This is a genomic window from Streptomyces sp. NPDC059743 (genome assembly GCF_042732975.1).
In the GTDB taxonomy this organism is placed as follows: Bacteria; Actinomycetota; Actinomycetes; order Streptomycetales; family Streptomycetaceae; genus Streptomyces.
This window is the reverse complement of the sequence record NZ_JBHWGS010000001.1, coordinates 557,976-578,668: the sequence shown is the minus strand read 5'-3', so window position 1 is coordinate 578,668 and position 20,693 is coordinate 557,976. Positions and strand designations below refer to the sequence as shown.

Here is a 20,693-nt window from a genome sequence, read left to right as displayed (position 1 = left end):
CCGAGTCAGCGTCGGTCGCGGCCGAGTCAGCTGCGCTCGGGCTTGGCGCTGCGCGACATCAGCTCCTTCAGCGCGACAAGCGGCGGTTTCCCGTTGTGGACGATGTCCACGACCGTTTCGGTGAGCGGCATGTCGACGGCGTGGCGCCGGGCCAGATCGAGCACGGACTCGCAGGACTTGACGCCTTCCGCGGTCTGCTTGGTGACCGCGATGGTCTCCTGGAGAGTCATCCCGCGGCCGAGGTTGGTGCCGAAGGTGTGGTTGCGGGAGAGCGGCGAGGAGCAGGTGGCAATCAGATCGCCCATGCCGGCGAGACCGGAGAAGGTGTGCGGATCGGCGCCCATGACAAGGCCGAGCCGGGTGGTCTCGGCGAGGCCTCGCGTCATCAGCGAGGCCTTGGTGTTGTCGCCGAGTCCCATGCCGTCGGCGATCCCGACGGCGAGCCCGATCACATTCTTGACGGCGCCGCCGAGTTCGCAGCCGACGACATCGGTGTTGGTGTACGGGCGGAAGTACGGGGTGTGGCAAGCGGACTGAAGCCGCTGGGCAACGGTCTCGTCCTGGCAGGCGACCACGGCCGCGGCCGGCATACGACCGGCGATCTCCTTGGCGAGATTGGGTCCGGTGACCACGGCGACGCGCTCGGCCGGTGCCTTGGCGACCTCCTCGATCACCTCGCTCATCCGCTTCGCCGTGCCGAGTTCGATGCCCTTCATCAGGGAGACGAGCACGGTGTCGGAGGGCAGGACGGGCGCCCACACGGCGAGATTCGCGCGCAGTGTCTGCGAGGGCACGGTGAGTACGGTGAACTCGGCGCCGTCGGCGGCCTCGGCGGGATCGGTCGTCGCCCGTACTCCCGCCGGGAGTTCGATGCCCGGCAGATAGTCCGGGTTGGTCCGGGTGGTGTTGATCGCGTCCACGACTTCACGGCGGCGGCCCCAGATTGTCACCTCGCATCCCGCGTCGGCGAGGATCATGGCGAACGCCGTGCCCCACGAACCCGCTGCGAAGACCGCGACCCGCGTCACTTGGACCCCTCTTCCGCGGCCTTGCGCCGCTGTTCCGCCCTGGCCTTGCGATGGTCGTACAAGGCCGTGGGCACCGGCTCTCCGCGTACCTCGGAGAGCAGTTCCGTGATGGCGGCCATGATGACCTCGGTCGCCTCGCGGAGCAGTTCAGGGGTGGGCTCCTGGCCTTCGAACCGGGAGAGATCGACCGGCGGTCCGGCCAGCACCTTCAGCGTCTTGCGCGGAAAGAACTGGAAGCGGTTCTCCTTCGCGTACGGCGGCATCGCCAGATTGGCGCCCCACTGCGCGACGGGAATGACCGGCGCCTTGGTGAGCAGCGCGACACGGGCGGCACCGGTCTTGCCGGTCATCGGCCACATGTCGGGATCACGGGTGAGGGTGCCCTCGGGATAGAACGCGACGCATTCACCGCGCTCGATGGCGTCGACGGCGGCCCGGAACGCGTCGAGCGCGTCGGTCGTCTCGCGGTAGACGGGAATCTGTCCGGTGCCACGGAGCATCATGCCGACAAAGGAGCCCTGGAAGAGGCCCGCCTTCGCCAGGAATCGTGGGACGCGTCCGGTGTTGTACTGGAAGTGCGCGTAGGAGAGGGGGTCCAGATAGGAGTTGTGGTTGACCGCGGTGATGAATCCGCCGTCGGCCGGAATGTGCTCCAGGCCCTGCCAGTCCCGCTTGAACAGAACAATCAGCGGCGGCTTTGCGATGACGGCCGCCAGGCGGTACCAGAAGCCGATTCTGCGGCGGGACACTCGGACACCTTCCTTTTCGCGCCTGGCTCTTTGCCCGGCTGCCGGGGGTCAAGTGTCGCCCCGGGCCCCTGCTCTGTCGAGGACACCGTACGCCCCGGTTCCCGGAGCGGCCCTGTGGGCCGTCACGGTGCCGGGCCACAATAGAGGGCCGATACACATGGACGGAGAGTTCGCCACGGACACCGACCCGACCGGGCGCTGGTCCCTGGTCGTTCCGCTGAAACCGCTGCGGCTGGCCAAGAGCAGGCTCGCCGGGACCGCGGGCGAGGCGCTGCGGCCCCGGCTCGCTCTCGCCTTCGCGCAGGACACCGTGGCCTCGGCGCTGGCCTGTCCGGCTGTTCGGGATGTGGCGGTCGTCACGGACGATCCGACGGCGGCGGCCGAGCTGGCGGCGCTGGGCGCGCGTATTGTGCCGGATTCGCCGGGAGACGGTCTCAACGCGGCGCTGGCGCATGGCGCGCGGGCGGTCAGGGCGCACAGACCGAGGGCCGCGGTGGCCGCGCTCAACGCGGATCTGCCGGCGCTGCGCCCGGCGGAGCTGGGCCTGGTGCTGGCGGCGGCGGAAGCATTTCCACGTGCTTTTCTGGCGGATGCCGCCGAAATCGGTACGACATTGCTGGCGGCGGCGCCGGGCACGGAATTGAATCCGGCTTTCGGCGGTCCGTCCCGGCTTCGGCATTTGTCCTCGGGCGCGGTGGAAATTGTCCTGGCCGGGGTGGATTCCGTACGGCGGGATGTGGATACGGGTGCCGATCTGCGGGTGGCCGCGGAGCTGGGGCTCGGTCCGTACACGGCCCTGCGGTACGCGGCGCACGGACCGCTTCCCGCGCGGCGGCCGGGGCTCTGAGCGGCGCCGGCGACCGATACGCTGCCGCCATGCAGGCCACTTCGTACACCTACGACTCCGAAACCCGCAGCGGGAGCGTGCTGCTGGACGACGGCACTCCGCTGGAGTTCGACGCCGCGGCGTTCGACGCGGGCGGGCTGCGGATGCTCCGTGTCGGTCAGCGCGTACGGATCGAGACGGAGGGCGAGGGCGCGGGCCGCCGCGTCACGCTGGTGACGCTGTATACGTTCTGAACGTTCCGGCCGAACGGCCCGTGTATCTCAGTGATCTTGCGCAATGATCTTGTACAACGCCGCGGGCCGGGCTCCCCGGAAGGAGCCCGGCCCGGCGCGTGTGGCCCTGTACTGCTTACTGCCCCCTGGCGACGGTCTTCTTCGCGGTGGTGGTCCGCGAGGTGGCCTTCCTGGCAGGGGCCTTCTTGGCCGTCGCCTTCTTGGCGGGCGCGGTCTTCTTCGCGGTGGCCTTCTTCGCCGTGGCGGTGGCCTTCTTGGCGGTCTTCTTCGCCGCCGTGGTCTTCTTCGCGGCCGTCTTCCTTGCGGCCGTGGTCTTCTTCACGGCGGTCTTCTTCGCCGCCGTGGCCTTCTTGACCGCGGTCTTGCGTGCCGCGGTGGTCTTGGCGGCGGCCTTCTTGGCCGCGGCCTTCACGGTCGGACGGGCGGAAACACCGCCCGAGAGGCTGCCCTTGGGGGCCTTCTTGACGGCCACCTCGCCCTTGGGGAGCTTCTTCGAGCCGCTGACCAGGTCCTTGAAGCCCTGGCCGGCGCGGAAGCGCGGCACCGAGGTCTTCTTGACCCGCACGCGCTCACCCGTCTGCGGGTTACGGGCGTAGCGCGCCGGACGGTCCACCTTCTCGAACGAGCCGAATCCGGTGACCGAGACCCGGTCTCCTGCCACAACCGCGCGGACGATGGCGTCCAGTACCGCGTCGACCGCGTCCGCGGCCTGCTGACGGCCGCCGACCTTGTCCGCAATCGCTTCTACGAGCTGCGCCTTGTTCACGTCTTCCCCTTCGGAGACATTGCCAGAACGAAAGTGTTCAAGCTTTTTCGCACGTTAGGCAGATATATACCGCAAATCAAACACGAAACGGGCTAATCACCCTAGTGCCGCAACGAAGTCGACCTGGCGGAGATCCGCGGAGGTCACTCACCTTCGGGGAAACGACCCTCGTCGAGGTCCTTCATCAAGCGGTCCAGACGCCTTGCCGCGTCCGGGAGATCGTGTTTCGCCGCAGCCGTGATGACCAGCAGCTTCCGGGAGAGCGCCATCCGTACGCCCTCCGGGACTTGCAGCTCGCGCACTCTTGCGTGCGCTTCCTTCAGTTGTTCGGCGACTAACCCGTAGAGCTTGAGTTGGCTGTCGCGTTCCATGCACCGATTGTGCCATCTGGGGCGAGTTGTCGCCCGAGGGGGGCTCAACAAGCAACTGCACCCCCTGCCGGGAGGCAGGGGGTGCAGTAGGGGAAACGCGCTGTTCAGACGGTAATTGTGCGTGGTTTGAAGGACGGCCTGGCGGCCTCGTAGGCGGCGATGTCCGCTTCGTTCTGAAGGGTGAGACCGATGTCGTCAAGGCCGTTCAGCAGCCGCCAGCGGGCGTTCTCGTCCAGCTCGAAATCGGCCGTCAGTCCGGCTCCGTCGGCACCGGCCGCCCTGACCTGGCGCGCCTCAAGATCCACCGTGATCGCGGCCTGGGGATCGCTCTCCACGATCTCCCAGAGGGCGTCGACGACGGACTGCTCCAGAACCACGGTGAGCAGGCCGTTCTTGAGCGAGTTGCCGCGGAAGATATCGGCGAACCGGGAGGAGATGACGGCCTTGAAACCGTAGTTCTGGAGCGCCCAGACGGCATGCTCACGGGAGGAGCCGGTACCGAAGTCGGGGCCCGCTACCAGCACCGTCGCGCCGGTGTACACGGACTGGTTGAGGACGAACGCCGGGTCCTTGCGCCAGGCCTCGAACAGCCCGTCCTCGAATCCGTCGCGGGTGACCTTCTTGAGCCAGTGCGCCGGGATGATCTGGTCGGTGTCGACATTGCTGCGGCGCAGCGGTGCGGCGCGGCCGGTGTGGGTGGTGAAGGCTTCCATGGTTATCGCGCTCCGGCGGGCGTAGGGGCGTCGGCGTCGGCGTCGGCGTCGGTGAGATCGGCGGGTGAGGCGAGGTGGCCGAGGACGGCGGTGGCGGCGGCGACCTGGGGGGAGACGAGATGGGTGCGTCCGCCCTTGCCCTGCCTGCCTTCGAAGTTGCGGTTGGAGGTGGATGCCGAGCGTTCGCCGGGAGCGAGTTGGTCGGGGTTCATGCCCAGGCACATCGAGCAGCCGGCGTGCCGCCACTGCGCGCCGGCTGTGGTGAAGACCTTGTCCAGGCCCTCCTCGACGGCCTGGAGCGCGACCCGTACCGAGCCGGGAACGACCAGCATCCGTACGCCGTCGGCGACTTTGCGGCCGTCCAGGACGGAGGCCGCCGAGCGCAGGTCCTCGATACGGCCGTTGGTGCAGGAGCCTACGAAGACGGTGTCGACGCTGATGTCGCGCAGTGCCTGCCCGGCGGTCAACCCCATGTACTCCAGGGCCTTTTCGGCGGCGTGGCGCTCCGAGGCGTCCTCGTACGAAGCCGGGTCGGGGACCTGTGCGGAGAGCGGTGCGCCCTGGCCCGGGTTGGTGCCCCAGGTGACGAACGGGGCCAGTTCGGCGGCCTCGATGAAGACCTCGGCGTCGAAGACCGCGTCGTCGTCGGTGCGCAGCGTCTTCCAGTACGCGAGCGCCGCGTCCCAGTCCTCGCCCCGGGGCGCGTGGTCGCGGCCTTTGAGATAGGCGAAGGTGGTCTCGTCGGGGGCGATCATGCCCGCCCTGGCGCCGGCCTCGATGGACATGTTGCAGATGGTCATCCGGGCCTCCATCGAGAGCTTCTCGATGGCCGGGCCGCGGTATTCGAGGATGTAGCCCTGGCCGCCGCCGGTGCCGATCCTGGCGATGATGGCGAGGATCAGGTCCTTGGCGGTGACGCCGTCGGGGAGTTCGCCCTCGATCGTGATGGCCATGGTCCTGGGACGGGCCAGCGGCAGCGTCTGGGTGGCGAGGACATGCTCGACCTGGCTGGTGCCGATCCCGAACGCCAGCGCGCCGAACGCGCCGTGCGTGGAGGTGTGGCTGTCACCGCAGACGACGGTGGTGCCCGGCTGGGTCAGCCCGAGCTGCGGGCCCACGACATGGACGACGCCCTGCTCGACATCGCCCAGCGGATGCAGCCGCACACCGAAGTCGGCGCAGTTCTTGCGGAGCGTCTCCAGCTGGATCCGGGAGACCGGATCGGCGATGGGCTTGTCGATGTCGATGGTCGGGGTGTTGTGGTCCTCGGTCGCGATGGTGAGGTCGAGCCGCCGGACCGGCCGGCCGCTCTTCCGCAGACCGTCGAAGGCCTGGGGACTGGTCACCTCGTGCAGCAGGTGCAGATCGATGAAGAGAAGGTCGGGCTCGCCCTCCGCGCGCCGGACGACATGATCGTCCCAGACCTTCTCCGCGAGTGTCCTACCCATCGCTTTCCCTCCGGCCGGTCCGTCGTGTCCGGCACTCCTAGAGACATATGGGCCCGCGTCCGCTCCCCACGTATCCGAACGCCGGCTGAAGGCCCGTGGTCCGCGGGCCGTACATACAGGTTGGCAAGTTCCTTGGGAAATTGAACTTGCGTTTCACAGAGTGAGACGCAAGTATCGTTTCATGGACAACTCTAGCGGCGTCGGCGTTCTCGACAAGGCTGCTCTGGTACTGAGCGCTCTGGAGTCCGGTCCGGCCACCCTCGCCGGGCTGGTCGCGGCGACCGGGCTCGCACGTCCCACGGCCCACCGGCTGGCCGTGGCACTGGAACACCACCGGATGGTGGCGAGGGACATGCAGGGCAGGTTCATTCTCGGACCGCGGCTGGCGGAGCTGGCCGCCGCCGCCGGCGAGGACCGGCTGCTGGCCACGGCGGGACCTGTGCTCACCCATCTACGGGATGTGACCGGCGAGAGCGCGCAGCTCTACCGCAGGCAGGGCGACATGCGGATATGCGTGGCCGCCGCGGAGCGACTCTCGGGGCTGCGGGACACGGTCCCGGTCGGCTCCACGCTGACGATGAAGGCCGGTTCCTCCGCGCAGATCCTGATGGCCTGGGAGGAACCGGAGCGGCTGCACCGCGGTCTTCAGGGAGCCCGTTTCACGGCGACGGCGCTCTCGGGCGTACGGCGCAGAGGCTGGGCCCAGTCGATCGGTGAGCGCGAGCCGGGCGTGGCCTCGGTCTCGGCGCCCGTGCGCGGACCGTCGAACCGTGTGGTCGCGGCGGTCTCGGTATCCGGACCGATCGAGCGGCTCACCCGGCATCCGGGCCGTATGCACGCGCAGGCCGTGATCGACGCCGCGGGACGGCTGAGCGAGGCGCTGCGGCGCTCGGGCTGAAGCCCCTCCCCCGTCGCGCGGCGGCCGTCAGGCCTTCCAGCGGCGGCAGTTGGGGATGTACATATGAGAAGGCCCTTCGCGTACGAAGGGCCTTCCCTGTGTGGTACCCCCGACCGGATTCGAACCGGCGCTACTGCCGTGAGAGGGCAGCGTGCTAGGCCGCTACACAACGGGGGCATTGCAGAAAATCCTGCGCTGGGCTACCAGGACTCGAACCTAGAACAACGGAACCAGAAACCGTCGTGTTGCCAATTACACCATAGCCCATGGTCGTTCGGTCCTTCCGGACCCGTACCCCCGACCGGATTCGAACCGGCGCTACCGCCTTGAGAGGGCGGCGTGCTAGGCCGCTACACAACGGGGGCCCTAGCGATCCTGCATCGACGTGTCCGGGTGCGACCCGAAGGCGTCGGAGAGAAGGATCTGTACCCCCGACCGGATTCGAACCGGCGCTACTGCCGTGAGAGGGCAGCGTGCTGGGCCGCTACACAACGGGGGCGTTGCAGAGAACATCTGCGCTGGGCTACCAGGACTCGAACCTAGACTAACGGAACCAGAAACCGTCGTGCTGCCAATTACACCATAGCCCACCAAAACTCAACCCCCGTACGGGGGCTTATTTGGCTTGCGCTTTCCGGCCGGACCTCTCGGCCCTCCCGGGCGGCGCAGGAAGAACATTACCCGATCGCGGACATGGCTCCAAAACGGGTATCGCCGCGCAGCAGGCCCGGAAGCTGGCCGAGATCGGTGATCCGTACCAGCTCAGGACGCCCGCCGAGGCCGTCCCTGTCCAGCCAGACCCCGGCGAGTCCTGCGGCGACGGCGCCGCCCGCGTCGATGTCCGGCTCGTTGCCCACATACGCCACCTCGTGCGGATCCAGCGCGAGCGCGTCGCAGGCGGCATGGAAGGCGGCGGCATCGGGCTTGGAAACGCCCAGCTCAGCGGCGCACAGGACGGCCTCGAAGTGATCGCGTACACCCAGGATGCGGAGCTTCCGGTCCTGGTTGCGGAGGCTGGAGTTCGACAGGACGGCCTGCCGGTAGTCGGGCGCGAGCCGGTCGAGCACGGCGACGCTGTCGGGAAAGAGCGTCCAGGCGGCTTCGAAGTGAACGATGTACCGGTCGAACCAGCCGTCCGCCTCGGCGTCGCTCAGCTCCGCGCCCACAAAGGAACGGACGCGGTCGCGCCGCTGTCCCTGGAAGTCCGTCTCCCCGGCGGCGAACCGCGCCCAGTGCTGATCGGTGATCTCCCGCCAGCGCGCGAGCGCGTGATCGACGGAGCCGTAACGGCCGGCCAGCCCTTCGGCAGCCAGATGCTCCCGCAGGCCCGCGCGGTCAGCACTGCTGTAGTCGAAGAGCGTGTCGTCGATGTCCCAGACCACGGCGCGAATCGGCATACCGCCGACGCTACCCCGGACCGGCCCCCTGCTGGGGGTTCGGGGGGCGTCCCCCGATGGACACAGCATCGAAGAGCGTGTCATCGATGTCCCGGAGCACGGCGCGAATCGGCATACCGCACTCGGCACCCGCCGGGCCGGGGGCCCGGAGCGTTTCCGCTCCCGGCCCCCTGGCGGTTACGCCCTCAGTTCGGCCAGGGCCCTGTCGATACGGGACAGCGTGCGCTCGCGGCCCAGGAGTTCCAGGGACTCGAAGAGCGGCAGGCCCACCGTGCGGCCCGTGACCGCGACACGGACCGGGGCCTGGGCCTTGCCTAGTTTGAGGCCGTGCTCCTCACCGGCCGCGAGCACCGCGTTCTTCAGGGACTCCGTGTTCCACTCCGCCTCGGCGATCTTCGTACGGGCGGTCTCCAGCAGCGCGTCCGTGCCCGGCTTCATCGCCTTCGCCCAGGACGCCTCGTCCGTCACCGGCTCGTCCAGGAAGAGGAAGTCGACATTGGCGGTGATGTCCGAGAGCACCGTGAGCCGCGTCTGGGCCAGCGGAGCCAGCGCCTCGAAGGCCGCAGCGTCGAAGGACTCCGCCGGCCAGGGCGCGTACGGCGCCTTCAGCCAGGGCCCGCACGCCTCGATGAAGGTCTTCACATCCAGCAGCCGGACATGGTCCGCGTTGATCGCCTCGGCCTTCTTCAGGTCGAAGCGGGCCGGGTTGGCGTTGACGTCCGCGATGTCGAACGCGGCGACCATTTCGTCCATCGTGAAGATGTCGCGGTCCGCGGCGAGCGACCAGCCCAGCAGGGACAGATAGTTGAGCAGGCCCTCGGGCAGGAAGCCGCGCTCCCGGTAGAGGTTCAGCGACGCCTGCGGATCGCGCTTGGAGAGCTTCTTGTTGCCCTCGCCCATGACATACGGGAGATGTCCGAACGCCGGGATGTCCTTGGCGATGCCCAGCTCGATCAGCGCCTTGTAGAGCGCGATCTGGCGCGGTGTGGAGGAGAGCAGGTCCTCGCCGCGCAGCACATGCGTGATCTCCATCAGCGCGTCGTCGACCGGGTTGACGAGCGTGTAGAGCGGCGCGCCGTTGGCGCGGACGATGCCGTAGTCCGGCACGTTCTCCGGTGTGAAGGTGAGCTCGCCACGGACCAGGTCCGTGAAGGTGATCGGCTCGTCCGGCATCCGGAAGCGGACGATGGAGGTGCGTCCCTCCGCCTCGTACGCCGCCTTGCGCTCCTCGGTCAGATCGCGGCAGTGGCCGTCGTATCCCGACGGGCGCCCGGCCGCGCGGGCCGCCTCGCGACGGGCGTCCAGCTCCTCGGTGGTGCAGTAGCAGTGGTACGCGTGCCCGGCCGCGAGCAGCTTCCGCGCGGTGTCGCGGTAGAGGTCCATCCGCTGCGACTGACGGTACGGCGCGTGCGGCCCGCCCACCTCGGGGCCCTCGTCCCAGTCGAGCCCGAGCCAGCGCATCGAGTCGAGGAGCTGTCCGTACGACTCCTCGGAGTCGCGCGCCGCGTCGGTGTCCTCGATACGGAAGACCAGGGTGCCGCCGCTGTGCCGGGCGAAGGCCCAGTTGAACAGGGCGGTGCGGACCAGGCCCACATGGGGGTTGCCGGTCGGCGAGGGACAGAAACGTACACGGACGGGTCCGTTAGCCACGCTTGATCACCTTGTTGGTGAGAGTGCCGATGCCTTCGATGGTGACGGCGACCTCGTCGCCGACGCCGAGTGGGCCGACCCCGGCGGGGGTGCCCGTGAGGATGACATCGCCCGGGAGCAGCGTCATGGCCTCGGTGATGTGCACGATCATGTCCTCGATGGAGCGGATCATGTCGCTCGTACGGCCGAGTTGGCGCTGTTCGCCGTTGACCGTGCACTGGATGGTCAGGTCCGAGGGATCGAGGTCGGTCTCCACCCAGGGACCGAGCGGGCACGAGGTGTCGAAGCCCTTGGCCCGGGACCACTGGTTCTCGGCGCGCTGGGCGTCGCGGGCCGTGATGTCGTTGGCGCAGGTGTAGCCGAAGATCACGTCCTTGACGCGCTCGCGCGGGACCTCGCGGCACATCCGGCCGATGACGACGGCCAGTTCGGCCTCGTAGTGGACCTCGTCGGAGAAGGTGGGGTACTCGATCGCGTCGCCGGTGCCGATCAGCGCGGTCGTGGGCTTGAGGAAGACCACGGGCACCTCGGGGACCGCGTTGCCCATTTCCTTCGCGTGGTCCGCGTAGTTACGGCCGATCCCCAGGATCTTGTTGCCGATCACGGGCGGCAGAAGGCGGACCTTGCTCAGCGGGACCTTGGTGCCGGAGAGTTCGAAGTCGGCGTACGGAATGCCCTTGATGATGTCGAGGACAAGGCCGGCGGGGTCGCTGCCTTCGCCCTCGACCGCGCCGAAGGCGACATTGCCGTCGATGGAGAATCTGGCGATGCGCACGGGATGCTGCCGCCCCTCTGGTTGTTGCCGGCTGTGCCGGAGACTGACGCTCCAGGCTAGCGCGGGGCGCGCGGTGGCCGTCCCAGGCGCCGTCCCGGCCCGCTCACCCGGCCCGCTCACACATGAGGTGGCCGCCTCGGGTACCGAGAACGGCCACCTCACGTACTACAGTGCGGGCAGAAGTGGATCAACGAACGGCGCCGGGCGGGACCTTCGGGAACTTACGGCGCGGTCGGTGCGTCCATGAGGGTCGTACGGCGGGGATTGGCAGTCCGGTTCGGCAGGGCGACGGGGTGTTCCTGCTGCTCCGCGGGAGCCAGTTCCTCGGCGTCCTTGAGATGCGCCAGCGTGGTGCGCCGTGGATTGGCGGTGGTGCGGAACATCATCGTCGTCTTCATCTGTGGTGTCAGACCTTGTCGGGAGTACGGGCGCCGGAGCGCCGCTTGTCGGATGTGCCGTCTCTGTAAAGCGCCAGGCTAAACATCCGATTCCCCGCCGAAGCCGGGATCCATCGGCGATCTCCATGTGAGTTTGCTCACGACTCGCCGGGCATTTCCCCCATTACGGTCAGCGATCGACGGTCATATGATGGTCATGGAAACGGACATTGCGCTACTGAACGTTACATTCCGCTCCTGATCATCAGTACTGGGACACCCCCCACCCGTAAGTGGCTCGTCAATAAAAGTCCGTTTCCTCCGTGAACCATTTCTACGGCTGGTGATACGGCGCTCACACCGTGTCATTCAGGCCACTCGCCACCCCATGGCCCTTGTTGGAGATCCTGCACTGTGCTGGAATTCCCCCCACCGCCGCGGGTTTACAAGCCGGCGCGCAGGGGCGCAACGCAGCGCCGAGTGGCGGCGGGGAAGGGGAGCAGCGCCGGTCACTCACGACCACCATGGGGAGCGTTCTGCGCCCCAAGACGCCGACACCGTCCCGCCGTTCGCGGAGGGGCGCCTGGTCCAGAGGTTGCGACGCTAGTGCAGGGACGTTTCAAGAGGGATAGCAGTGCTGCGGCGGAGCAGGAGCCCCGCGGCGGAACCGACCGCGGCTCCTCGCCCCAGCACACCCAGAACCCGGGCCCGGCACCCTCGGGTGAGAGTGGCGGCAGAGGCGGGTCCACGGGCACGGCACAGGGCGGCAGCGGCGCTTCGGCCGTGACTCCGTCACTGTCCACCAACTCGGTGCCGGGCGACGCCGGTTCACGGATAGCCCTGCGCAACTGGCGCATCAGCACTCGCCTGGTGGCGCTGCTGACGCTGCCGGTGGTCGCGGCGACCTCGCTGGGCGGGCTCCGTATCAACCAGTCGCTCAACGACATGCAGCAGCTGGAGCACATGCAGCTGCTGACGAAGATGACCAAGGAGGCGACCAACCTCGCCGCCGCGCTCCAGGCGGAACGTGACGAGTCGGCAGGTCCGCTCACCAACGGCACACCGCCGAGCAACTACAAGGTCAAGGACCGCCGGGACAAGACCACACGCGCGAAGAACGCATTCCTCGCCGCGACGGTCGACATCGGCAACACGGACGGCGACGAGGCGCTGGAGAGCATCCGCTCCAACGTCAACCAGATCGCCACCCAGGTCAACAAGATCAACGACATCCGCAAGGGCGCCTACACGTCGGCGTCGGACTCGCTGACCGTCGACGCGTACAGCGTACTGATCGACTCGCTGCTGAGCCTCTCGCAGGACATGGCGCAGGCGACCAGCAACCCGGACATGATCAAGCGGACCCGTGCGCTGGCCGCCTTCTCGTCCGCCAAGGAGTACGCCTCGATCCAGCGGGCGATCATCGCCGCCGCGCTGCCGGCCGACCTGAGGACCAAGGGCAAGCTCACCGACAGCGACCGGCTCTACGGTCTGGCCGCGGCGACCAAGGAGCAGAACGCCCTCGCCTCGTTCAGCTCGCTGTACGAGTCCATGGGCGGCGACGCCGAGGAGCTGATGGCTCCGCTCAACGGCAACGGCAACCCGGAGATCGGAGCGGCCGAGAAGTACGCCGAGCGGGTGCTGGGCACTCCGGACGGTATGGCGCAGCAGCCGAACCGCTCGTATCTGGACTGGACCGACCAGGCGTCCACCCGGATCAACGCGATGAAGACCATCGAGGCCACGCTGCTGGGCGAGATGGAGGGCAAGGCCCGCGAACTGCGCGACCAGTCGCAGCGCGACGCGTTCATCAACGGTCTGGTCATCCTGCTGGTGCTGGGTGTCTCGCTGGTCGGTGCCTTCGTGGTGGCCCGCTCCATGATCCGCTCGCTGCGCCGGCTCCAGGACACGGCGACCAGGGTCGCCCAGGACCGGCTGCCCGAACTGGTCAAGCAGCTCTCCGAGTCGGACCCGCAGGATGTCGACACCTCCGTCGAGTCGGTCGGTGTGCACTCCCGGGACGAGATCGGAAAGGTCGCCGCGGCCTTCGACGACGTGCACCGCGAGGCGGTCCGTCTCGCCGCCGAGCAGGCTCTGCTGCGAGGCAACGTCAACGCGATGTTCACCAACCTCTCGCGCCGCAGCCAGGGCCTGATCCAGCGTCAGCTCTCGCTGATCTCGGAGCTGGAGTCCCGTGAGGCCGACCCGGACCAGCTCTCCTCGCTCTTCAAGCTGGACCACCTCGCGACCCGTATGCGCCGTAACGGCGAGAACCTTCTCGTCCTCGCGGGCGAGGAGCCGGGCCGCCGGTGGACCAGGCCCGTACCGCTGGTCGACGTCCTGCGTGCCGCCGCCTCCGAGGTGGAGCAGTACGAGCGCATCGAACTGGCCTCGGTCCCGGCGACCGAGGTCGCCGGACGTGTCGTCAACGACCTCGTGCACCTGCTCGCCGAGCTGCTGGAGAACGCGACGTCGTTCTCCTCGCCGCAGACGAAGGTCCGCGTCACCGGTCACGCGCTGCCGGACGGACGGGTGCTCGTCGAGATCCATGACACCGGTATCGGTCTCTCGCCCGAGGACCTCGCGGCGATCAACGAGCGGCTCGCCTCGCCGCCCACCGTGGATGTCTCGGTCTCGCGCCGCATGGGTCTGTTCGTGGTCGGCCGGCTGTCCCTGCGTCACGGCATCAGGATTCAGCTCCGTCCCTCCGACTCCGGTGGTACGACCGCGCTGGTCATGCTGCCGGTCGATGTCGCGCACGGCGGCAAGAAGGCTCCTGCGGGCAGGCCCGGAGCGCCCGGCGCTCCCGGCGGCCAGAACGGCGTGGGCCAGGCGCCCGCCGCCGGCGGCCAGTTGACCGGCGCTCCCGGTGCGGCCGGTGGCGGCCGTCCCGGTATCGGCGCCGCACCCGGCGGCGGCCCCGGGCTGCTCACGGGTGCGAGCCCGCGTGCCGCGCTGCCGTCCCGTGACGGCTCGGGCGGCCCGCAGGGCGGACCGCAGGACCCGCAGCGCCAGGGCCAGGGCGCGGGACAGTCCAGCATTTTCAGCCAGAACGCCTTCAACGGTCCGAACCAGGGCCAAGCTCAGAGTCAGGGCGGCGGCCAGCCTCAGGGCGGCCAGGGCCAGGGCCGGATGGACCATCCCGGTGCTCCGGCCGGCCAGAACGGCTTCAGCGGACGCGCCCAGAACGCCTTCCAGCAGGGCGGCGCTCCCGACCGCGGCCGGCAGCTTCCGCCGCCCGGCGGACCGCGCGCCGAGCTGCCCGGTGGCAATCCGCAGCCGCAGCGCCCGCAGACCACGAGCTGGGGCAGCGACCAGCAGCCCGGTCAGCGCCCTTCGCCGGACGCCCCGCGCGGCCACGAGGAGCACGACACCGGCGGTCAGTACGCCCGGCCGGCGGACGGGCAAGGTCCCGGCTCCACGTCCGAGTTCCAGCGTCCCGACTTCAACGGGCCGCGGCCCGACATGAACGCGGGACGCGGCGGACCTCAGGACGCGGCGGCCACGGCCCAGTTCCCCCGTCCGGACTTCAACGCTCCCGCGGGCTACAACTCCCCGCAGAACTACGGCGCGCAGTCCGACTTCCGTACGCCGTCGGAGTACAACGCTCCGCAGCGGGACTACGACTACAACGCCCAGCAGGACTTCAACGCGCCGCGGACCCCGGCATCCGGTCCGCAGGGCGGCTACCGTCCGCAGAGCCTGCCGCCGCAGCAGCAGCCCGAGGCGCTGCCGCCGGCCGGTCCCGGTGACGGCCGCACTCCGCTGTACGACAACCTGGAGACCAACTGGTTCCACGGTCACGGCTCGCAGCAGGGCGGCGGCCAGCAGTACCAGGCACCGCACTCCCCGCAGCAGCCCCACTCCCAGCAGCCTCAGCAGTCGCGGCGGGATCCGATCCCGCGGCGCGAGCCCGCCCAGGGCTCAGGCACCAACGGCTCGGGCTTCCCGGGTCTCGGCAGTGCCAACGGTTCGGGCGCGGGCGGCGCGGGCGTCACCTCTTCCTGGCGCACGTCGCCCAACGACGAGCTGGTACGCCAGGCCGAGCGGGTCAAGAAGCCCCAGGCCGGCGGTATCACCACCTCCGGCCTGCCGCGCCGGGTGCCGCGTGCCAACCTGGTGCCCGGTACCGCGCAGGAACAGAACAACCAGGCCGGTCCGCAGGTTTCGCGTGCGCCCGCTGACGTACGCGGCCGGCTGACCAATCTCCGTCGGGGTATCCAGCAAGGTCGTCAGGCGGGCAACACCGGCCCGGCGACCGGCAGCTTCAACCTCGGCACCTCTCACCAGCAGGAGCGTTAGTTGAGTCCGATGAGTCAGGCTGCGCAGAATCTGAACTGGTTGATCACCAACTTTGTGGACAACACCCCTGGGGTGTCCCACACGGTGGTGGTCTCCGCGGACGGACTTCTGCTGGCCATGTCCGAGGGCTTCCCCCGCGACCGCGCCGATCAGCTCGCGGCCGTGGCGTCCGGTCTGACCTCGCTGACCGCGGGGGCGTCCCGGATCTTCGAAGGCGGCCCGGTCAACCAGACCGTCGTCGAGATGGAGCGTGGTTTCCTCTTCCTCATGTCCGTCTCGGACGGTTCCTCCCTGGCCGTGCTCGCCCACCCCGAGTGCGACATCGGTCTGGTGGGGTACGAAATGGCCCTCCTGGTCGATCGCGCCGGTACGGTCCTCACGCCGGACCTGCGCGCCGAGCTTCAGGGAAGCCTGCTGCACTGAGGCTCCCCCAGGCACCGCCCCAGCTCCATCACCGTCAGGCCGCCAAACCGGCCCCCCACCGGCCAAGTCAGACGGCACGCAGACATCTTGCTGTCACGCCCGGAGGATTCATGACCCCGCCACCCGCCTCTCACGATCCGTACGGCGCCTCAATGGACGCGTCGTACGGATCTGAGGGCGACCAGCCGCTGGTCCGTCCGTACGCCATGACCGGCGGCCGGACGAGGCCGCGGTACCAGCTCGCCATCGAGGCGCTGGTCAGTACGACAGCAGACCCGGCGCATCTCGCCACCCTGCTCCCCGAGCACCAGCGGATCTGCCACCTGTGCCGTGAGGTCAAGTCGGTGGCGGAGGTGTCGGCCCTGCTGACGATGCCGCTCGGCGTCGCCCGCATTCTGGTGGCCGACCTGGCGGAGGCGGGCATGGTGGCGATCCACCAGCCGGGCAACGGAGAGGCCGGCGGCACGCCGGATGTGACACTGCTCGAAAGGGTGCTCAGTGGACTTCGCAAGCTCTAGCGGCGGTGCAGCCCGCTCAACCACCAGCGCGAAGATCGTGGTGGCGGGCGGCTTCGGCGTGGGCAAGACCACGTTCGTCGGCGCCGTCTCGGAGATCAACCCGCTGCGTACCGAAGCCGTCATGACCAGCGCCTCCGCAGGCATCGACGACCTCACCCACACCGGAGACAAAACCACCACCACCGTGGCCATGGACTTCGGACGCATCACCCTCGACCAAGACCTCATCCTCTACCTCTTCGGCACCCCCGGACAGGACCGCTTCTGGTTCATGTGGGACGACCTCGTCCGCGGCGCCATCGGCGCCGTCGTCCTCGTCGACACCCGCCGCCTCGCCGACTGCTTCCCCGCCGTCGACTACTTCGAAAACTCAGGACTCCCCTTCGTCATCGCCCTCAACGGCTTCGACGGACACCAGCCCTACACCCCCGACGAAGTACGCGAAGCACTCCAGATCGGCCCCGACACCCCCATCATCACCACCGACGCACGCCACCGCGCCGACGCCAAAAGCGGACTCATCACCCTCGTCGAACACGCCCTCATGGCACGACTCAAGTAGACGTCCGCGTACGGCAGTTGCCGTAGACACCAGTGGAGGTGGGCTATGTCCTTCGACACAGCCCGCCTCCATGTTCATAACATTTCGACAGAGAATTCACGGACTCCGGACACCCGACGCACTCGTCCGGTGCCGCTGCGCTCACATCAGCCCCGCCTTTTGACGGGGCTCGTTCTTTATGCCCGTTTTACGTGAGGCCTGGACCACTCGGAATGGCTGATTCCTGCTGTTTGGAATGGGACCTGTCCTCGTGCTGCAATTCGACAACTCCCGAAGTACGGCCCTGAACAGAACACGGCACAAACGTAGGTGCCGACGCCGAGAGGTTGTTGGTCGAGTGAGGCGAAGCAAGACGAGCTCCGCGGAGCAGCAGGCGCGGGGCAACTTCACCCCGCCGCCGCGCGCAGCGGTGCCGCCTGTGGCCGCGACGTCCGGCTCACCGCCGGCGCCCGGCGCCGCCGGCAGCACGAGCCCGCTCTCGCCGCGCAACTGGCGGGTGCCGACCCGGCTGAACGCCATTCTCCTCATCCCTGTGCTGGTCGGTCTGGTGATGGGCGGCTTCCAGGTCAAGGGCTCCATCGACACCTGGCAGGAAGCACAGGACGCCGAGCGCACGGCGCTTGTCGTCAGGGCCGCCTCGGAGTACGGCCAGGCACTGCTCAACGAGCGTGATCTCACCGCTCAGCCGCTGCTGACCGGCGACGCGGAGGCACCGGTCGTCGGCCGGGCCCGCGCCGCCACGGACGCCGCGAAGAAGAAGTTCGACCTGGCGGTCCGGGACATGCCCGCCAAGCAAGGTCTGGAGCGCCGTCTCAGCCTGTTCAGGGCCGAGGAGCCGAAGCTCGTGGCCCTCAGGAAGAGCGCGTACATCGAGGCCGTCGAGACCGCCGACAAGAGCGGCGGCAAGGGCGGTCCCGTGGCGACCGAGGAGGGCTATGTGCTGGTCCAGCACTCCCTCATGGAGTTCGCCAACGAACTGGGCCTCGGCACCGGCAACATCACCAGCTACGGCCGTACCGTCTACGCGATCCAGCTCGCCAAGGCCGCCGAGTCGCTCCAGCGCTCCATCGGGACGCATCTGCTGGTCAGGCCGAGCCAGAAGAACGATGTCAGGAACGGCCAGACCATCGCGTTCTCCTCGTACGCCTATCTGGAGGACATCGCCGTCGGCGAGTATGTCTCCGGCGGTACGTCGGAGGACACGGTCAGGCTCCAGGACGTGATGACGCAGAAGGCGGCCGAGGGAGCCAAGAAGCTCACGGCGGCCCAGCAGCAGGCCGCCGCCGCGGGCGAGGACTTCGTCGCACCGCCGAGCCTGGAGGGCTCCGTCCTGGACGGCATGGTGGCGGCGATCGCCACCGGTGCCAGCCCCGAGCAGCTCGCGCGGCGCGGAGTCACACCCGAGGCCTGGATGGCCGCCTCCACCGCCAAGTTCGACGGCTATACGGTCCTGGAGAAGGACCTCGTCGACAAGGCCGTGGCGGACGCGGCCCAGATCTCGGACAACGCCAGGAACGACGCGATCACCAACGGCGCCATCGTGGTGATCGCCCTGCTGGCCGCCTTCATCCTGGCCGGGATGATGGCCAGGCAGATGAGCCGCTCGATGCGGGAGCTGCGCACGGCCGCGTTCGGTATCGCCGAGCAGCGGCTGCCGATGCTGGTCGACCAGCTCTCCCGTACCGAGCCCGGCCGGGTCGACACCCGGGTACAGCCCATCCCGATCGATTCGCGTGACGAGATCGGCGAGGTCGCCCGCGCCTTCGACCAGGTCCACCGCGAGGCGGTCAGGCTCGCCGCCGAGCAGGCGATGCTGCGCGGAAACGTCAATGCGATCTTCACCAATCTCTCCCGCCGCAACCAGTCGCTGATCGAGGGCCAGTTGACCCTCATCTCCGAGCTGGAGAACAACGAGGGCGATCCGGACCAGCTCGAAAACCTCTTCAGGCTGGACCATCTCGCGACCCGTATGCGCCGCAACGGCGAGAACCTCCTCGTCCTCGCGGGCGAGGAGCCGGGCCGCCGCTGGAACCAGCCGGTGCCGCTGGTGGATGTGCTCCGCGCCGCCACCTCCGAGGTGGAGTCCTACGCGCGTATCGAGCTGACCGGTGTCCCCGAGACCGAGATCCACGGCCAGTCGGTGACCGACCTGGTCCATCTGCTCGCCGAGCTGCTGGAGAACGCCACCACGTTCTCCTCGCCGCAGACCAAGGTCCGGGTCACCGCGACCAGGCTGCCCGACGGCCGAGTCATGATCGAGATCCATGACAAGGGCATCGGGCTCACCGCCGAGGACTTCGCGGACATCAACCACAAGCTGGCCAATCCGCCGACCGTGGACGCCACCGTCTCCCAGCGCATGGGACTCTTCGTGGTCGGCCGGCTGTCCGACCGGCACGGTATCCGTGTCCAGTTGCGTCCCTCGGGCGAGCAGGCCGGTACGACCTCGCTGGTGATGCTCCCCGACGCGATCACGCACGGCGGTGGCGGCGAACCGCTCCCGGCCGACGACTTCACCGTCTCGCAGCTCATCCCGGACCAGCCGGACCCGGCCGACGAGCCGGTCTTCCAGAGCGCTCCGATGCTGACCGCGGCCGAACTGGGCTTCGACGACTCGCGGTACGAAAACCAGGCGGCCCAGGACGCGGCGGACAACGGCTCCCGCACGCTCGATCCCGTCAACCGCACGCTCAGGCGCGAGGAGCGCCGGGCCGAGGTGGGCACCTCCACGGGCGAGGGACAGCCCGTCTTCGGCGACGGGACCGACAGCCACTACCGCGAGGAGGTCGACGGCCGGTACGTGCCGCAGCAGGCCTCGTACGAGCAGGGCTACGCGCCCCAGCAGCCCGTCGATCCCGCCGTCGGATTCCCGGCACCCGATTCCGGCTACAACGCATACCAGGAGCCTCTGGCCCAGCCGTATGCGGAAGCCGTCCACCCGGAGCCGCAGAGCCCGGAGACGCCCTACGAGAGCGCCTTCGCCGCCCAGCCCCAGCAGGACGAGTGGGCCGGTCAGAGCACGTATCAGGACACCTACGAAGCCCACCGGCCAACGGAAGCGGAATCTGTCCCCGACGCTCCCGAGATCGCTCAGGACCGCGTAGGCTTCGACCGTCCGGGCCCGTCCCCAAGCAGCAGCCACACGCTGACGGACGCGGGGCTGCCGCGCCGGGGCGGCGGCCAGCCGCAGCAGCAGTGGCAGCCGACGGGACAGGACGGCGGACCTGCCGCACCGACCGCACCGGTGACCCCGGCGCCGTCGAACGGTCTCGGCAACGGCCAGGGCGGCGCGCACAGCGGCGGCCAGGGCAACGGGCAGAGCGAGGCGGCCGGTTCGGACGACTGGCGTTCGAGGAACGACGAGCGCTGGCACCGGGCCGAGAAGCTCCGCGAGCCCAAGGCGGGCGGAATCACCTCGTCCGGTCTCCCTCGCCGGGTGCCCAAGGCCAATCTGATCGAGGGAGCTGCGGAGCAGACCTCGCAGGGCGGCACCCAGGTCTCCCGGGCCCCCGAGGACATCCGCGGCAGGTTGAGCAACCTGCGGCGGGGCGTCCAGCGGGGCCGTAACGCGGGAGCGGACACGAACGGACCGGGCCATGGCCCGGGCAGTACCTACAACCAGGAGCGTTAGTGTGA

18 protein-coding genes and 5 tRNA genes are annotated in these 20,693 nt (G+C 68.9%); 8 read left to right on the top strand and 15 right to left on the bottom strand.

The window, feature by feature from the left end:
* Nucleotides 1-26 precede the first annotated feature (26 nt).
* Both ACFV6H_RS02630 and ACFV6H_RS02625 read right to left on the bottom strand, forming a co-directional pair.
* Entirely contained in the window at nt 27-1,028 is a 1,002-nt protein-coding gene (locus ACFV6H_RS02630; protein ID WP_385537669.1) for an NAD(P)H-dependent glycerol-3-phosphate dehydrogenase, read from the bottom strand.
* Nucleotides 1,025-1,777 (bottom strand): 1-acyl-sn-glycerol-3-phosphate acyltransferase, encoded by a 753-nt coding sequence (locus ACFV6H_RS02625; RefSeq protein ID WP_093596299.1) that lies wholly within the window; start codon nt 1,775-1,777, stop codon nt 1,025-1,027. The genes ACFV6H_RS02630 and ACFV6H_RS02625 overlap by 4 nt, the downstream gene beginning before the upstream one ends.
* Nucleotides 1,778-1,934: 157 nt before the next feature.
* Between ACFV6H_RS02625 and cofC the strand changes: the two genes are divergently transcribed.
* Nucleotides 1,935-2,624 carry a 2-phospho-L-lactate guanylyltransferase gene (gene cofC, locus ACFV6H_RS02620; protein ID WP_093596296.1) on the top strand — a complete coding sequence of 230 codons (690 nt, stop codon included), beginning with the start codon at nt 1,935-1,937 and terminating at the stop codon, nt 2,622-2,624.
* A 29-nt stretch (nt 2,625-2,653) separates the two neighbouring features.
* Nucleotides 2,654-2,857 (top strand): hypothetical protein, encoded by a 204-nt coding sequence (locus tag ACFV6H_RS02615; protein ID WP_384790611.1) that lies wholly within the window; start codon nt 2,654-2,656, stop codon nt 2,855-2,857.
* Nucleotides 2,858-2,972: 115 nt separating this feature from the next.
* On the opposite strand, the gene ACFV6H_RS02610 is transcribed toward ACFV6H_RS02615, so the two are convergent.
* From ACFV6H_RS02610 to leuC, 4 genes are all read right to left on the bottom strand, one after another.
* The gene (locus tag ACFV6H_RS02610) at nt 2,973-3,623 is read right to left on the bottom strand and encodes an HU family DNA-binding protein (protein WP_385537664.1); all 651 of its coding nucleotides are present in this window, start codon (nt 3,621-3,623) and stop codon (nt 2,973-2,975) included.
* A gap of 143 nt (nt 3,624-3,766) precedes the next feature.
* Entirely contained in the window at nt 3,767-3,994 is a 228-nt protein-coding gene (locus tag ACFV6H_RS02605) for a hypothetical protein (RefSeq protein WP_093596286.1), read from the bottom strand.
* Nucleotides 3,995-4,098: 104 nt separating this feature from the next.
* Nucleotides 4,099-4,707: a 3-isopropylmalate dehydratase small subunit gene (gene leuD, locus ACFV6H_RS02600; protein WP_385537661.1), complete on the bottom strand. Its 609-nt coding sequence runs from the start codon at nt 4,705-4,707 to the stop codon at nt 4,099-4,101.
* 2 nt (nt 4,708-4,709) lie between these two features.
* The gene (leuC, locus tag ACFV6H_RS02595) at nt 4,710-6,155 is read right to left on the bottom strand and encodes a 3-isopropylmalate dehydratase large subunit (protein WP_385537658.1); all 1,446 of its coding nucleotides are present in this window, start codon (nt 6,153-6,155) and stop codon (nt 4,710-4,712) included.
* Between the two features lie 181 nt (nt 6,156-6,336).
* On the opposite strand from leuC, the gene ndgR reads away from it, so the two are divergent.
* The gene (ndgR, locus tag ACFV6H_RS02590; protein ID WP_058942291.1) at nt 6,337-7,053 is read left to right on the top strand and encodes an IclR family transcriptional regulator NdgR; all 717 of its coding nucleotides are present in this window, start codon (nt 6,337-6,339) and stop codon (nt 7,051-7,053) included.
* 101 nt (nt 7,054-7,154) lie between these two features.
* Here ndgR and ACFV6H_RS02585 read toward each other — a convergent pair.
* From ACFV6H_RS02585 to ACFV6H_RS02545, 9 genes are all read right to left on the bottom strand, one after another.
* Nucleotides 7,155-7,230: transfer RNA gene (locus ACFV6H_RS02585), tRNA-Glu, on the bottom strand.
* A gap of 18 nt (nt 7,231-7,248) precedes the next feature.
* Nucleotides 7,249-7,320, bottom strand: a tRNA-Gln gene (locus tag ACFV6H_RS02580).
* A gap of 25 nt (nt 7,321-7,345) precedes the next feature.
* A tRNA-Glu gene (locus ACFV6H_RS02575) sits at nt 7,346-7,418 on the bottom strand.
* 61 nt (nt 7,419-7,479) lie between these two features.
* Nucleotides 7,480-7,552: transfer RNA gene (locus ACFV6H_RS02570), tRNA-Glu, on the bottom strand.
* A 19-nt stretch (nt 7,553-7,571) separates the two neighbouring features.
* Nucleotides 7,572-7,643 (bottom strand) — tRNA-Gln (locus ACFV6H_RS02565).
* A gap of 87 nt (nt 7,644-7,730) precedes the next feature.
* Complete coding sequence (locus tag ACFV6H_RS02560; protein ID WP_385537654.1) at nt 7,731-8,450, bottom strand: HAD family hydrolase; 720 nt, start codon at nt 8,448-8,450, stop codon at nt 7,731-7,733.
* Between the two features lie 177 nt (nt 8,451-8,627).
* Nucleotides 8,628-10,100: a glutamate--tRNA ligase gene (gltX, locus tag ACFV6H_RS02555; protein ID WP_385537651.1), complete on the bottom strand. Its 1,473-nt coding sequence runs from the start codon at nt 10,098-10,100 to the stop codon at nt 8,628-8,630.
* On the bottom strand, nt 10,093-10,875 hold the full coding sequence (locus ACFV6H_RS02550; protein ID WP_385537648.1) for a fumarylacetoacetate hydrolase family protein: 783 nt from the start codon (nt 10,873-10,875) through the stop codon (nt 10,093-10,095). The genes gltX and ACFV6H_RS02550 overlap by 8 nt, the downstream gene beginning before the upstream one ends.
* 221 nt (nt 10,876-11,096) lie before the next feature.
* Entirely contained in the window at nt 11,097-11,273 is a 177-nt protein-coding gene (locus ACFV6H_RS02545; RefSeq protein WP_169922741.1) for a hypothetical protein, read from the bottom strand.
* A 585-nt stretch (nt 11,274-11,858) separates the two neighbouring features.
* On the opposite strand from ACFV6H_RS02545, the gene ACFV6H_RS02540 reads away from it, so the two are divergent.
* The 5 genes from ACFV6H_RS02540 to ACFV6H_RS02520 all read left to right on the top strand — a co-directional run bounded on the left by ACFV6H_RS02540 (nt 11,859) and on the right by ACFV6H_RS02520 (nt 20,688).
* Nucleotides 11,859-15,554 carry a nitrate- and nitrite sensing domain-containing protein gene (locus ACFV6H_RS02540; RefSeq protein WP_385537645.1) on the top strand — a complete coding sequence of 1,232 codons (3,696 nt, stop codon included), beginning with the start codon at nt 11,859-11,861 and terminating at the stop codon, nt 15,552-15,554.
* Between the two features lie 9 nt (nt 15,555-15,563).
* A complete protein-coding gene (locus ACFV6H_RS02535; RefSeq protein ID WP_030351794.1) occupies nt 15,564-15,977 on the top strand; it encodes a roadblock/LC7 domain-containing protein in 414 nt (137 codons plus the stop codon).
* Nucleotides 15,978-16,087: 110 nt separating this feature from the next.
* On the top strand, nt 16,088-16,495 hold the full coding sequence (locus tag ACFV6H_RS02530) for a DUF742 domain-containing protein (RefSeq protein WP_114621845.1): 408 nt from the start codon (nt 16,088-16,090) through the stop codon (nt 16,493-16,495).
* On the top strand, nt 16,476-17,057 hold the full coding sequence (locus ACFV6H_RS02525) for an ATP/GTP-binding protein (protein WP_189282429.1): 582 nt from the start codon (nt 16,476-16,478) through the stop codon (nt 17,055-17,057). Before ACFV6H_RS02530 ends, ACFV6H_RS02525 begins: the two co-directional genes overlap by 20 nt.
* A 337-nt stretch (nt 17,058-17,394) precedes the next feature.
* Entirely contained in the window at nt 17,395-20,688 is a 3,294-nt protein-coding gene (locus ACFV6H_RS02520) for a nitrate- and nitrite sensing domain-containing protein (RefSeq protein ID WP_385537639.1), read from the top strand.
* Nucleotides 20,689-20,693: the final 5 nt, after the last annotated feature.

Coding starts and splice junctions, on each gene's coding strand:
- cofC (WP_093596296.1), top strand. CDS start 1,935: ATGGACGGAGAGTTCGCCACGGACACCGACCCGACCGGGCGCTGGTCC.
- ACFV6H_RS02615 (WP_384790611.1), top strand. CDS start 2,654: ATGCAGGCCACTTCGTACACCTACGACTCCGAAACCCGCAGCGGGAGC.
- ACFV6H_RS02605 (WP_093596286.1), bottom strand. CDS start 3,994: ATGGAACGCGACAGCCAACTCAAGCTCTACGGGTTAGTCGCCGAACAA.
- leuD (WP_385537661.1), bottom strand. CDS start 4,707: ATGGAAGCCTTCACCACCCACACCGGCCGCGCCGCACCGCTGCGCCGC.
- leuC (WP_385537658.1), bottom strand. CDS start 6,155: ATGGGTAGGACACTCGCGGAGAAGGTCTGGGACGATCATGTCGTCCGG.
- ndgR (WP_058942291.1), top strand. CDS start 6,337: ATGGACAACTCTAGCGGCGTCGGCGTTCTCGACAAGGCTGCTCTGGTA.
- ACFV6H_RS02560 (WP_385537654.1), bottom strand. CDS start 8,450: ATGCCGATTCGCGCCGTGGTCTGGGACATCGACGACACGCTCTTCGAC.
- ACFV6H_RS02545 (WP_169922741.1), bottom strand. CDS start 11,273: ATGAAGACGACGATGATGTTCCGCACCACCGCCAATCCACGGCGCACC.
- ACFV6H_RS02535 (WP_030351794.1), top strand. CDS start 15,564: ATGAGTCAGGCTGCGCAGAATCTGAACTGGTTGATCACCAACTTTGTG.
- ACFV6H_RS02530 (WP_114621845.1), top strand. CDS start 16,088: ATGACCCCGCCACCCGCCTCTCACGATCCGTACGGCGCCTCAATGGAC.